Raw genomic sequence first — 13,563 nt, 5'->3', positions numbered from 1 at the left:
TCTATATAACAAAGAATTAATCTGGATGAAAAGGAGCTTATCCTACAAACTGGTACACCTGCCCGGGCATGCTTTTAACCATGCAGTGCATTTCCAGCTTCATGAGCACATTATTCAGCTGGCTGCCAGGTATTTGGCTGGCCCGGCAAATATCATCATAATGCTGTTCTGTTTTATCCTGGAAAACGGCTACCACGCGTTCTTCTTCGTGGCTAAGGGATACAAACATAGCGCGTTGCTGCACGGCAGGTATGGTTTTAGGCGTTTGCTGCTCCCATCCCATAATATCCAGTATATCAGCAGCATCGGTGATCAGATGCGCGGTATGTGTTTTAATAAGCTGGTGGCAGCCGGCAGAGTGGGGGTCGTTAATTCTGCCGGGTATGGTAAGCACATCACGGTTATAGCTGCTGGCTATTTGTGCGGTAATTAAGGAGCCGCCCCGCAGGCCGGTTTCTATTACCAGGGTAGCATCGCAAATACCGGCTACAATACGGTTGCGCATGGGAAAGTTTTGTTTATCAGGCTTGGTTTGGCTCATGAAGTCTGTTAAAAGACCACCGTTTTCCAGCATGGCGGCTGCAATATTTTTATGCGCATAGGGATAAATACGATCCAGGCCATGCGCCAGCACGCCAATGGTAGGCATATTATGCTGCAGGGCTGTTTTATGTGCAATAACATCTATACCGTAAGCCATACCGCTTACAACAGTAATTTGGTGCGGCGCCAATGCCGCTACAATGGCTTCGCACATGGCTTTACCATATTCGCTGGGTGTGCGGGTACCAATAATGTTAATAATGCGCGATGCATTGAGGTTGGCATCCCCTTTAAAATACAACAGCAATGGCGCATCATAACAATCCTGCAACCTTTTCGGGTAAGCCTCATCAGTATAAAAAACAGGCTGGATCTTATACTTTTCAATAAAACGTATCTCTTCCTCTACGCGTGCAAAACCTGCAAACGCTTTAATAGCAGCAGCCCGTATGCTGCCTATTTCAGGTATTCTTTCCAGTGCCTGTTTGCCGGCTTTAAAAATGGCGCTGGCGCTACCAAAATGATCAATTAATTTTTTTGCGAGCACGTCGCCTATCTGGGGAATTTGTGTGAGGGCTATCTGGTGGAATAATTCTGAAGGTTCAAACATTGGATCACTATCTTTACCCTAATTTACACATTTTCCCCCGGCCCAATGCACAAAAAAACAATTTTTATCACATTCATAATCGTACTTACACTAGCCTGTAAAACGCCGCAGCCTGCAATGGCGCCAAGCCCGCGTACGGCGCTATTACCATATGGTGCAGCATGGGCTGCTTTATGGCAACAACGTTCATCTGAATATAAAGCATTATGTTTCCAGGCTTACAATACGGCCACCCTGCGTTTGAATGAGTATGTACAGCAAAGCACGGATAAGCCTTTTGCCATTGTAACAGATATTGATGAAACCGTTTTGGATAACAGCCCCTACACCGTGCATACCGCTTTACAGGGGCAGGCTTATAGTGATAAAACCTGGCAGGAGTGGACGGCTAAAGCGGCTTGTGATACGGTACCGGGCGCTCTGTCATTTCTCAAATATGCAGCCGCTAAAGGCGTACAAATATTTTACATCACCAACCGCGCAGAAAATGAGCGTGCAGCCACTTTGCAAAACCTGCAGCGCTGGAATTTTCCTGATGCAAATGATCAGCACCTCTTATTAAGAGCATCATCATCCTCCAAAGAAACACGCCGTTTGCAGGTGGCGCAAACGCACAATATCATAATGTTACTGGGAGATAATCTCGGCGATTTTGCCGCCTTGTTTGAAAAACAATCTTATGCGCAAAGGGAATTGAATACAGAAAGTGCAGCTGCATCATTTGGCAGCCGTTTCATTGTATTACCCAACCCTATGTATGGCGATTGGCTAGGCACACTCATTAACTTTCAATATCAGCTCCCGCAATCGCAACAAGACTCCATATTGAAAAAACAGCTCAGAGACTATTAATTACGAATTAAGTACTGCAATAAAAAAAGTCCTGCATCTAAGACGCAGGACTTTTTTTATGATCGTAATTCTATAGTGAAATCACATTACTCCGATTCCTTCCACTAATCATCCGCTGCATTCAATTCGTAATTGATAATTCGTAATTCTAAAGTGAAATAACTTTAAACTCCGTTCTCCTGTTCTTCGCTCTGCCATCTTCCGTACTATTATCCGCCACCGGCTGCGTTTCTCCGTAACCCTTAGCCCGTAAGCGTTCCGGGGCAATACCTTTTTGCGTAAGGTAAGTAACCACTGCTTTTGCACGGTTGGTAGATAACAGCAGGTTATCTTTATCTGCCCCTACATTATCCGTATGCCCGCTGATCTCTGTTACCAGGCCGGGATTATCCTGCATCAGCTTCACTAATCTATCCAGCTCAATTTCAGAAGCAGGTTGCAGCGTGAACTGTTTGCTTTCAAAGAAAATATTATGCAGTACAATGGTAGCATTGGCTGTAATGGGTTGTAAGGGTATATTCTTCTCCGGCGGTGTGCTGGACTGTGCCGGCAGCGTAAAGTTATCAGAGTAAAATAAATAGCCCTTTTTGTTTACGTTAAAGGCATATGCTTTACCTACCGGCAGCGGCACCAGGTATTCACCGCTGTCATTACTTTTTACCAATGCAGTAGTAAAACCGGTTGCAAGATCCGTAAGCTCTAGGTCGGCGGTAAGACGCTGATGTGTGGTTGAATCATATACATAACCCTTTACGTACAATGTAGGCAGGGGGCGGGCTTCGGGGTACAGCTCAAAGCTATAAATATCCAGCGCACCACGGCTATCCGTGCGGTCAGAGGCAAAGTAAGCGGTTTTACCATCTGCGGCTACTACCAGGCTGGCATCTTCATCAATAGTGTTAATGGGGTAACCCAGGTTGGTGGCGGGGCCCCAGCTGCCATCTGCCTGGCGGCGGCAGTAAAAAATATCCATACCGCCATAACCGGGATGCCCGTTGGATGAAAAGAATAACGTTTGGTTATCCGCATGTATAAAAGGAGTGGTTTCCCGCCCGGGTGTATTAATATTGGGGCCTAGCCTTTCCGGTGCGCTCCAGCGCCCGTTGGGCAGGTGTTTGGTCATGAAAATATCTGCACCGGCATTGGGTGTTTCCCGCACAAAGTACAGGGTTTGTTTATCTGCAGATAAAGAGGGTTGCGATTCCCAGTCGCGGGTATTAACCGGCAAGCCCAGGTTTTGAGGGGATTGCCAGCCATCTTTGGTTTTAAGCGAATAATACAGGTCGCAGCTGCCTTTGCCATCAGGAAATTCACAACCGGTAAATACCAGCATTTGCCCATCCTGGGATATTTGCTGTGCCCCTTCATTAAACGCGCTGTTCACCGGCTCGCCCATATTGGTAGCAGGTTTCCACTGGGTGCTGTCGCGTTGTGAAATAAAGAAATCTTCATTTTTTCCATTTACCCTGCGCGTAAAGATCAGCGTTTTATCATCAATGGTAAGGCTGGGAAAATACTCAGGGTCTTTGCTGTTAATTTGATCACCCAGGTTATGCGGCTCAAAAGGCACTTGTTTATTAGCCGATTGAATGGCAAACTCATAGTTGGCTTTCAGCTTCACCGCATTTGGATTTTTATTCTTACTACCGGCCAGGTATTGATCAATGATCTGCAACGCATCTGCAAAGCGCCCGTTACCGGCCAGTGCGCGGGAATAGGCCAGCATGGCAGGGCGTAGGGCAGTACTATCCAGCTGTTTCAGCTTCTCAAAACTGGTGATGGCCTCTGTATATTTTTTCAGCTGCACATAACTGATCCCCATTTGCCCGTATACATCGGCAAAATTGGGTTCTATACGCAGGGCTTCCTGTAAAAAGCGGATGGCTTCTTCATCCTGGTAGTTGCGGATAGCGTTAATGGCATTGTCAAAACTGGCCTGGGCCTTTTTCTTAGCCGTTTCATAAGTAACAACCTGTGCCTGCAGGTGCAGGCAAAAGAAGAGGATACAGCCGGTGAATAGTAATTTCATAATATGCTGATGTGCTAATATGCTAATGGATTAACGCGAATATATACATATTATTTCCTAACGCTATACAACGGGCGTTATAATATAAATCAGCACATTAGATATGCATTCATCTGCACACCGGCTTAGGGTACATTAATGTATTTATGTATTTGCAGGGAAAGCTCCCACTGCGGGTTGTCTTTGATGTAGTCAATGATCAGCGGGGTTATTTCAGCGGCTTTAGACCACTCCGGCTGCAGGTATAGCTTACAGTGTTTATTAACCTGTGCGGCATATTTCTCTGCCCAGGCAAAATCTGTTTTATTAAAGATCACTACTTTCAGCTCATGGGCCTGCCTGCATACTTCCGGCAGGGGCGCTTTAAACTTTTTGGGGGATAAGGTGATCCAGTCCCACTGCCCGCTTAAAGGAGAGGAGCCGGAGGTTTCCATATGGGTACGGAAGCCTTGTTTATGCAGCGTTTTACAAAGTATATCCAGATTATGCATTAAGGGCTCCCCACCGGTGATTACTGCAATACGGCCGGGGTGCTGTGCAGCTTCATTTACAATATCAGGAATATTAATAACGGGATGTTTGGCAGCATCCCAGCTGTCCTTCACATCGCACCAATGGCAGCCCACATCACAGCCACCCAGGCGTATAAAATACGCGGCCCTTCCCTGATGGTAGCCTTCACCCTGAATGGTATAAAAGCTTTCCATTACCGGTAGGGCAGTGGTGGGTGTATTATTATTTATGGTTGCTATGGGCATCGTCTTTATCATCTCCTGCAAAGTTCTCACTTTTACTAATTCATATGCACTTTTTGTCCCAGCGATGCGTGATAGGTGTTCTTCAGCAAAGCTGCAATGGTCATAGGCCCTACCCCCCCGGGCACCGGGGTAATGTAGCTGCATTTAGGCGCTACTTCGTCAAACTTCACATCCCCTATCAGGCGGAAACCGCTTTTCTTGGTGGCGTCAGCTATACGGTTAATACCTACATCGACAATTACAGCGCCTTCTTTTACCATATTAGCTGTTACAAAGTTAGGGCGGCCAATGGCAGCAATGATAATATCAGCCTGCAGGCAAATTTCGGTCAGGTTGGCGGTGTTGGAGTGGCAGAGTGTAACCGTACAGTTACCTGGGTAGCTGTTGCGGCTCAGCAATATGCTCATAGGCGTGCCTACAATGTGGCTGCGGCCTATTACTACAGCATGTTTGCCTTTGGTAGCAATGTTATAGTGTTCCAGCATCAGCATTATGCCGTAAGGTGTAGCAGGAATAAAAGTAGGCAGGCCGCTTACCATTTTACCCACATTTACCGGGTGAAAACCATCCACATCCTTACTGGGATCAATGGTGTTGATCACCAGCTCTTCATTAATATGTTTAGGCAAAGGCAGCTGTACCAGTATGCCGTCTATATCTGCATTTTCGTTCAGCGAGGTAATATTATCCAGCAGGTGCTTTTCTGAGATCTGTGCATCAAAACGCAGCAAAGTGCTGTTGTATCCTATTTCTGCACAGGATTTTACTTTAGAAGCTACATACGTTTCGCTTGCCGGATCATTGCCAACCAGGATGGCGGCTAAGTGGGGTACTTTTTTGCCGGTGAGTTTTATTTCGGCCACTTTTTCGGCCAATTGGGCTTTAATAGCCGCAGAAACCAGTTTACCGTCTAAAATTTGCATGCGCAAAGGTACGCATTATTCATAATTAAGAATGAATAATGAATAATTAAGGGGGAGTCCGCTGGGGATGGCCTTCAGGAAAAGGTTTCTTAATTCATGCTTAATTATTAAAGAGGAGCCGGGGCAATACAAATGGTTTCAGCCAGGTGAGCTAATTACTTCATCCTTAATTAAGCAGATGCAGTCTTCAGCAAAAGGCAGGTTATTAATTATTCATACTTAATTATAAGTATGAAGCGTCTTCAGCAAAAAGGCTGCTATTAATTACTGATTTGATTATTAATTGAATGAGGGGTATCCAACTGCAAAGAGGTCTTCAGCCCAAAGGCTACTATTAACTACTGATTTGATTATTAATTGAATGAGAGGTAAATCCAATTGCAAACGGAGCTTCAGCAAAAGGGCTGCTATTTATTAATGGGAGCGGGCGGAAGAGGGGAATTCGCCGCAAGTTCCGCAAAACAAGTACTCCAGCTTTCATACTGACAATGAATAAGATCGGGAGAACTTGTTTTGCGTAGATGCGCTCATCGCGCTATGTCGGAACTTGCTGTTTTTTTAGTGGAAATTATAAAAGCACAAGGGACCTCAATATAGGTATATTTTCGTAAAAGTTAAATTTTATGTAAAATATTTTTTCCGCTATCCAACCTTCGGTGCAGCCGCCAATATTTCAGCAGGTGTTTGAGTGGCGTATTTGCTGAAATTCTGCACAAACTGGTTAGCCAGCTCTTTTGCCTTCAGGTCATAGGCAGCCTTATCTTCCCAGGTATTACGCGGGTCCAGCATATCAGTTGGTACGCCCGGGCAAATTTCCGGCACGGCAAATCCAAATACGCTGTGCTCCATGTAAGCTAATTTGTCCAGCTCCCCATTTAAAGCAGCAGCAACCATAGCGCGGGTATAGCTTAGCTTGATCCGCTGGCCGGTGCCATAAGGCCCGCCGGTCCAGCCGGTATTGATCAGCCATACATTCACTTTGTTACGGCGCATTTTTTCTCCCAGTATCTGTGCATACTGTGCAGGGTGCAGGGGCAGGAAAGGCGCACCAAAACAGGCGCTGAAGGTGGATTTAGGTTCTGTGATACCTGTTTCCGTACCAGCCACGCGGGCAGTATAACCGGAAATGAACTGGTACATGGCCTGCTCCGGCGTTAAGCGGGAAACAGGCGGCAGTACGCCATAAGCATCGCAGGTAAGGAAGAAAATGTTTTTAGGGATACCACCAATGGATGGCTCCATGGCATTGTCAATATAATGCAGCGGGTAGGAGACCCGGGTGTTTTCTGTAATGGTTTTATCTGAAAAGTTCACCTGTTGGGTTCCGGCATAGAACCGGATGTTCTCCAGCAGAGCGCCTTCGCGGATGGCGTGGAAGATCTGCGGCTCTTTTTCTTCGCTCAGGTCTATACACTTGGCATAACAGCCGCCTTCAAAATTAAATACACTTTCTGCATCCCACCCGTGCTCATCATCACCTATCAGCTTACGCTCCGGGTTGGCGCTTAAGGTTGTTTTGCCGGTACCGCTCAGTCCAAAGAAAATGGCAGTATCGCCATTTTTCCCCTGGTTGGCAGAGCAGTGCATGCTCAATACGCCTTTATAAAGTGGCAGCTCATAGTTCAGGATGCTAAAAATGCCTTTCTTGATCTCGCCGGTGTAGGCAGAGCCGCCAATTAAAATGATCTTTTTAGAAAAGTTCACCACAGAGAAGTTACCCTGCCGGGTGCCGTCTGTAGCAGGATCTGCCAGGCAGCCGGGCGCCTGTATTATAGTCCAGTCGGCAGTTTCAAAATCCAGCGCCTCTTCATGCGGGCGCAGGAACATGTTATAGGCAAACAGGTTTGCCCAGGGCGTTTCCGTAATTACGCGGATGTTGGTCCGGTAGTCAGCATGGGCGCAGGCATAACAATCCCGCACCCATACCTCTTTACCGGCAAAGTATTGGGTGACCCTATTATATAATGCATCAAAATAAGCTGGGGCAATGGGCTGATTAAAATCGTTCCAGTTAACGGTGTTGGCAGTTAGCTCGTCTTTTACAATGAATTTATCTTTGGGGGATCTGCCGGTGAATTCGCCGGTATGTACTGCCAGGGCGCCGTCATTGGCCAGTACACCCTGTTCCCTGCTCAGGGTTTGGGTAACCAGCACGGCAGGAGGAAGCTGGTAATGTATGTTAGCTGTATTAATACCTATCTCCCGCAGTTCTGCCACGGGATTCCTTACACTGCTCACTTGCATAGGTAAGATTGTTTTGGTGATATGGCAAATCTAGGGAATTTTTGATATCATCTAATTTAACGGGTGGTTAATAGGGTAAATTTAGAAATAGTGCAGCGTAATCGTGGTTTGCGTTGAATATTTTCAAATGGATTCGATTTCAAAGTAATTAAATTTTAAGCCCATGGGCCATGGCCGATGCCATATCCTGTAATACATGCTAAAGCGCACTGGGCTATGGACCGCGGACCACCGGCCATGGACCGTATAACATTTTCCCGTAGCTTTGACCCCTTAAATTGTATTGTATGAAGTACCTGCCACTGGACCCACAGCTTTTTACAAAGAACCGTCAGCGCTTTATGGCAAAAATGCAACCGCAGTCAATCGCCATCTTTAATTCTAACGATGAACTGCCCTCCAATGGCGATGCCTTATATACTTTCAAACAAAACTCCGACCTGTACTGGCTAACCGGCATAGAACAGGAAGATACCATGGTGATCCTGTACCCTAATAACCCGGATCCCAAATACCGCGAAGTGCTGGTGCTGGTACGGCCTAATGAGCTAAAAGAAAAATGGGATGGCCACCGTTTGCGCAAAGAAGAAGCCACGGCCATTTCCGGTATCTCCACCATTGTTTGGCTGGATACGCTGGATGCCCTGCTGCAGCAATGGATACATGAAGCCGATAATATTTACCTGAACAGTAATGAAAATAACCGCAAAGCCAGCCTGGTGCCCGTACGGGATTACCGCTACGCCGCAGATATGAGAAGCCGCTACCCGCTGCACAATTACCTGCGGGCCGCTAAGCTCATCAAGGAGCTGCGGGCCTCCAAAACACCGGAAGAAATAAAGGTGATGCAGCAGGCCATGGACATCACGGAGAAAACCTTCCGCCGTTTATTGCAGTTCATACAACCCGGCGTATGGGAACATGAAATTCATGCGGAGATCCTGCATGAGTTCCTGCGCAACCGCGCTACCGGCGAGGCATATAGCTCCATCATCGCCAGCGGCGACCGTGCCCGCACCCTCCATTATATTGCTAACAACCAGGAGTGTAAGGAAGGGGAGCTGATCTTAATGGATTTTGGCGCCGCATATGGCGGTTATAATGCAGACCTTACCCGTACCGTACCGGTAAGCGGCAAATTTACACCCCGGCAGCGCCAGGTGTATGATGCCTGCCTGCACCTGCATAACTACGCCAAATCCATCCTGAAACCGGGTATTACCATTGCAAAATACCATGAAATGGTAGGAGTGGAAGCTGGTAAGCAGTTTGTACAGTTAGGCCTGCTCACAGAAAATAATATTAAGAACCAGGACCCGGAGAGCCCCGCCTACCGGAAATACTTATACCATGGCATTTCCCATCACCTGGGAGTAGATGTGCATGACCTGGCCCCTTCTTTCCTGCAGCCGGTACCGGAAGGCGCTGTACTGACCGTGGAGCCCGGTATTTATATAGAAGAAGAACAGTTAGGCATCCGCATAGAGAATAACATATGGCTTACTGCCAGTGGTAATGTGGACCTGATGAAGAATATACCTATTACGGCCGATGAAATTGAGGCATTGATGAAGCGGAAATAGAAGACCTAAATGAACTGGTAAAGAAAATCCAATCATTACGTAATAGTTTGAAATAATTTATTATCTATGTACTAAAATCACCACAGTACCGGTTTTACATTCAAAAATGTTTTACCATCGTTGGCCACTGCTGTGGTCTGTCGGCTGTGGTCCGTCGTCTGTTTACCATGAAGCAACTTTCAAACGTACTCACTCTAGGCAATCTTTTCTGTGGCGCCATCGCCATTATATTCATATTACATGCACCGCAGTACATAGCGGAGTTTAACGGTACTGAATACACAGTTACCAATCCGGAACCCATCTATTGGGCCTCTGCCCTGGTGGTGCTGGCTGGTATAATGGACTTTTTTGATGGTTTTGTAGCCCGCTGGTTATGCATACAATCCCCCATGGGTAAGGAGCTGGATTCCCTCGCCGATGTGGTAAGCTTTGGCGTGGTGCCCGGCATGATCATCTTCCGCCTGTTGCGCAGCGCCTATATGCAAATGCCGGATGTGTTTGACGTGTCGTACCTGAACCTGGCCCCGGCCTTGCTGGTGCCCTGTTTTGCCGCTTACCGGCTGGCCAAGTTTAACCTGGATACCCGGCAAACCGATTTTTTCATTGGTGTGCCCACCCCCGCGGTAGGCTTGCTGGTGGCCTCCTTTCCGCTTATTATGCTGTATAATCCCTTTAACCTGGCGCACTGGCTGCAAAATATCTGGGTATTATATGTGATCATAGTGCTGCTGTGTTATCTGATGGTAGCAGAAATACCCATGCTCAGCATGAAGTTCAAAAATTTCCGGCTGGCGCAGAACTGGCCCAGGCTGCTCCTGGTAGTACTTTTACTGATCGGTACCCCCGTGCTCAAATACGCCGTGGTACCTTTCCTGTTTGTCTGTTATGTCATCATTTCCCTCATAGCACCTCCTGGCAAAGCCACTGCAATTAATAATTAAGAATGAATAATTAACAGGGCGCTCCGAACTGCCTGTGTTTCACGCAGTAACAGCCTCCCCGATTATTAATTATTCATTATTAACTATTAATTATTTAGGTTTGCACTCAAAATTTTTAGCACAATGACCTTTACTGCGCACATTAATGTGATGCCTCTGAAAGAATTGCTGGACCCCCAGGGTAAAGCCGTGATGGGCGGTTTAAAGAACCTGGGTATTGGCCAGGTAGCTGATGTAAGGATCGGCAAACACATTACCCTCCAAATAGATGCCGCTTCCAAAGAAGAAGCTCAGAAGCTGGCAGAAAATGCCTGCCAGAAACTGCTGGCCAACCAGGTAATGGAATCTTACGAAGTAAATATCCAGTAATAATTATAATTACGAATTACGAATGATCAATTACGAATTATATAACTCGCACTGATCCCATTCGTAATTCGTAATTCGTAATTCGCAATTAATGAAGCTCTACCTCATTCCTTCTCCCATAGGTAACCTGGCCGATATTACTTACCGTGCCGTTAAAGTGCTGGAAGAAGTAGAACTGATACTGGCAGAAGATACCCGTACCTCCGGTGTGCTGCTCCGGCACTATAACATTCAAAAGCCGGTAACCCCTTACCATCAGCATAACGAACATAAAGTATTACAGCACCTGCTGCAGCAATTGCAGGCCGGTAAAACCATGGCCCTGCTTACAGATGCAGGCACCCCCGGTGTATCGGATCCTGGGTTTTTACTGGTGCGCGAATGCATCCGCGCCGGTGTGCCGGTAGAGTGCCTGCCCGGTGCTACCGCCTTTGTACCCGCGCTGGTGAACAGCGGCATTCCCATGAACCGCTTCACGTTTGAAGGTTTTCTTCCTCCAAAAAAAGGACGCCATACCCTGCTTACACAACTGGCGCAGGATGAACGTACCATTGTTTTTTATGAATCCCCCCAGCGGCTGGTGAAAACGCTGGAAGAACTGATTGAATATTTTGGCGCCACCCGCTACTGCTGTGTATGCCGCGAGCTTACCAAAATGTTTGAAGAGCATACCCGCGGTACTTTGCAGGAAGTAGTGGATTATTACAAAGAAAAAGGGGTTAAAGGGGAGATAGTAGTGATAGTTGGGGGCGCATAAAAACGAAATACACCTAAATTAGCAGTTTAAATTTTACATAGGAATGAAGCAAACTTTCGCAGGAGCAGCCCTGTTGTTATTACTATCCGCAACAGCTACATTACAGGCACAGCCCAGCCGCTGGCAGCAGCGGGTAAAGTATACAATGGATGTGAAGATGGATGTGCAGACCAACCGTTTTACCGGCAAACAGAAATTAGAATATACCAACAACTCTCCGGACACCTTGTATAAAGTGTTCTATCATCTGTACTGGAACGCGTTTCAGCCTAACAGCATGATGGATGTACGCAGCCGTGAGCTGGGTAAGACCATTCTCCCCAATGGCAAGCAGGACTGGGATGCCCGTGTGCGCGACCGTATTGAGCACCTAAAACCAAACGAGATCGGCTATCAGAAAGTATTGTCTTTAAAACGCGATGGCCGCGCCCAGCAAACCAAACAGGTGGAAACCATCCTGGAAGTAATGCTGGATAAACCCATTCTGCCGCACAGCAAAGCCGTATTTGACATGGATTTTGAAGGTCAGGTACCGGTACAGATCCGCCGCAGCGGCCGCAATAATGCAGAGGGAGTGGATTATTCCATGTCGCAATGGTATCCTAAAATGTGCGAGTACGATTATGAAGGATGGCATCCCACTTTTTATGTAGCCCGCGAGTTCTATGGTGTATGGGGCGATTATGATGTGAAGATCACCATTGATAAAAGATATGTGCTGGGTGGCACCGGTTATTTGCAGAACCCCAACCAGATCGGTTATGGTTATGAAACACCTGGCGTAAAGGTAACCCGCCCGGCAGGCAATACGCTTACCTGGCATTTTATAGCGCCCAATGTGCATGACTTTATGTGGGCCGCTGATACCGCGTATAAGCACATCACCCAACAGGTGGATGGTTTTACTGCGCATTTCTTTTACCTGGAAAATGATACCACGCGCGAAACCTGGCCCGCATTTGCCAAAATGATACCTGCTGCCTATGCATGGATCAAGGCGCATTACGGCCCTTATCCCTACAAACAATATTCGTTTATACAAGGGGGTGATGGTGGTATGGAATACCCTATGGGCACGCTCATTTTAGGTAACGGGAAGCTGAATGGCCTCTATGGTTTAGCCATGCATGAATGGATGCATACCTGGTACCAGATGATGCTGGGCACTAATGAAAGCCTGTACCCCTGGATGGATGAAGGTTTCACCTCTTTTGCAGAAGATAACGTCGTGTATCACACATTGGATTCCACAAAAACGCCAAGCCCGCATACCAGCTCTTATAACGGTTACTTTAGCCTGGTAAGGAGCGGGCTGGAAGAACCGATGAGCACCCACTCAGATTTTTATAATACCAATGCTGCTTACAGCATTACTGCTTATGCAAAAGGCGCCGTGTTCCTGGAGCAGCTGGGATATATTATCGGTGCGCAGAACCGCGATAAAGGCCTGTTACGTTATTACTGGGACTGGCGTTTCAAACATCCGAATGCAAATGATTTTATCCGTGTAATGGAAAAGGTAAGTGGCCTGCAGCTGGACTGGTACCGCATGCTGTTTGTAAATACCACCAAACATATTGATTATGGTATTGACAGTGTGTATGAGTACAATGGCAAGGCAGTAGTGCGCCTGCGCCGGGTAGGGGATCTGCCTATGCCCATAGACCTGGAAGTGACCACCCGCGATGGCAAAAAACAATTACACTACATTCCTTTGTCACTGATGTTTGGTGAAAAACCGCAGGAAGATGTTACGCCCCGCGTTACACATGAATGGTGGGCATGGACAAATCCTACCTATGAAGTAACATTGGATATGCCCATGAAAAATATTGAGCTGCTGGAAATTGATCCTTCAGAGAGAATGGCGGATATTGACCGGAGCAATAATGCAGCAAAGGTGCGGTAAACACCAAAGAATGTAAAATCATAAATGTAAAATTTCCAACCG

General features: G+C 46.8%; 11 protein-coding genes. 6 read left to right on the top strand and 5 right to left on the bottom strand.

Annotated features, from left to right (window positions below; genetic code table 11):
- Positions 1 to 37: 37 nt before the first annotated feature.
- Complete coding sequence (gene dprA, locus KVT36_RS02085; RefSeq protein ID WP_217601834.1) at positions 38 to 1,153, bottom strand: DNA-processing protein DprA; 1,116 nt, start codon at positions 1,151 to 1,153, stop codon at positions 38 to 40.
- A gap of 45 nt (positions 1,154 to 1,198) precedes the next feature.
- Between dprA and KVT36_RS02080 the strand changes: the two genes are divergently transcribed.
- Entirely contained in the window at positions 1,199 to 2,005 is an 807-nt protein-coding gene (locus KVT36_RS02080; protein ID WP_217601833.1) for a 5'-nucleotidase, lipoprotein e(P4) family, read from the top strand.
- Between the two features lie 148 nt (positions 2,006 to 2,153).
- Here the strand turns inward: KVT36_RS02080 and KVT36_RS02075 are convergent, their stop codons facing one another.
- The 4 genes from KVT36_RS02075 to pckA all read right to left on the bottom strand — a co-directional run bounded on the left by KVT36_RS02075 (position 2,154) and on the right by pckA (position 7,959).
- Complete coding sequence (locus KVT36_RS02075; protein ID WP_217601832.1) at positions 2,154 to 4,034, bottom strand: OmpA family protein; 1,881 nt, start codon at positions 4,032 to 4,034, stop codon at positions 2,154 to 2,156.
- 125 nt (positions 4,035 to 4,159) lie between these two features.
- Complete coding sequence (locus KVT36_RS02070) at positions 4,160 to 4,804, bottom strand: 7-carboxy-7-deazaguanine synthase QueE (protein ID WP_254639794.1); 645 nt, start codon at positions 4,802 to 4,804, stop codon at positions 4,160 to 4,162.
- Positions 4,805 to 4,827: 23 nt separating this feature from the next.
- Positions 4,828 to 5,715 (bottom strand): bifunctional methylenetetrahydrofolate dehydrogenase/methenyltetrahydrofolate cyclohydrolase FolD, encoded by an 888-nt coding sequence (gene folD / locus KVT36_RS02065; RefSeq protein WP_217601831.1) that lies wholly within the window; start codon positions 5,713 to 5,715, stop codon positions 4,828 to 4,830.
- Between the two features lie 642 nt (positions 5,716 to 6,357).
- The gene (pckA, locus tag KVT36_RS02060) at positions 6,358 to 7,959 is read right to left on the bottom strand and encodes a phosphoenolpyruvate carboxykinase (ATP) (protein ID WP_217601830.1); all 1,602 of its coding nucleotides are present in this window, start codon (positions 7,957 to 7,959) and stop codon (positions 6,358 to 6,360) included.
- Between the two features lie 287 nt (positions 7,960 to 8,246).
- On the opposite strand from pckA, the gene KVT36_RS02055 reads away from it, so the two are divergent.
- From KVT36_RS02055 to KVT36_RS02035, 5 genes are all read left to right on the top strand, one after another.
- Positions 8,247 to 9,542 (top strand): aminopeptidase P N-terminal domain-containing protein, encoded by a 1,296-nt coding sequence (locus tag KVT36_RS02055; RefSeq protein ID WP_217601829.1) that lies wholly within the window; start codon positions 8,247 to 8,249, stop codon positions 9,540 to 9,542.
- 167 nt (positions 9,543 to 9,709) lie between these two features.
- Positions 9,710 to 10,486, top strand: coding sequence for a phosphatidylcholine/phosphatidylserine synthase (locus KVT36_RS02050; protein WP_217601828.1), 777 nt, complete (start codon positions 9,710 to 9,712; stop codon positions 10,484 to 10,486).
- Between the two features lie 123 nt (positions 10,487 to 10,609).
- The gene (gene purS / locus KVT36_RS02045; RefSeq protein ID WP_089917762.1) at positions 10,610 to 10,855 is read left to right on the top strand and encodes a phosphoribosylformylglycinamidine synthase subunit PurS; all 246 of its coding nucleotides are present in this window, start codon (positions 10,610 to 10,612) and stop codon (positions 10,853 to 10,855) included.
- Positions 10,856 to 10,946: 91 nt separating this feature from the next.
- Positions 10,947 to 11,612: a 16S rRNA (cytidine(1402)-2'-O)-methyltransferase gene (gene rsmI / locus KVT36_RS02040; protein ID WP_217601827.1), complete on the top strand. Its 666-nt coding sequence runs from the start codon at positions 10,947 to 10,949 to the stop codon at positions 11,610 to 11,612.
- A 43-nt stretch (positions 11,613 to 11,655) separates the two neighbouring features.
- On the top strand, positions 11,656 to 13,521 hold the full coding sequence (locus KVT36_RS02035; protein ID WP_217601826.1) for a M1 family metallopeptidase: 1,866 nt from the start codon (positions 11,656 to 11,658) through the stop codon (positions 13,519 to 13,521).
- Positions 13,522 to 13,563: the final 42 nt, after the last annotated feature.

Origin of the sequence: Chitinophaga sp. GbtcB8, from assembly GCF_019091455.1 — a bacterium.
Classification (GTDB): Bacteria; Bacteroidota; Bacteroidia; order Chitinophagales; family Chitinophagaceae; genus Chitinophaga.
This window is presented reverse-complemented; position numbering and strand designations above follow the sequence as displayed.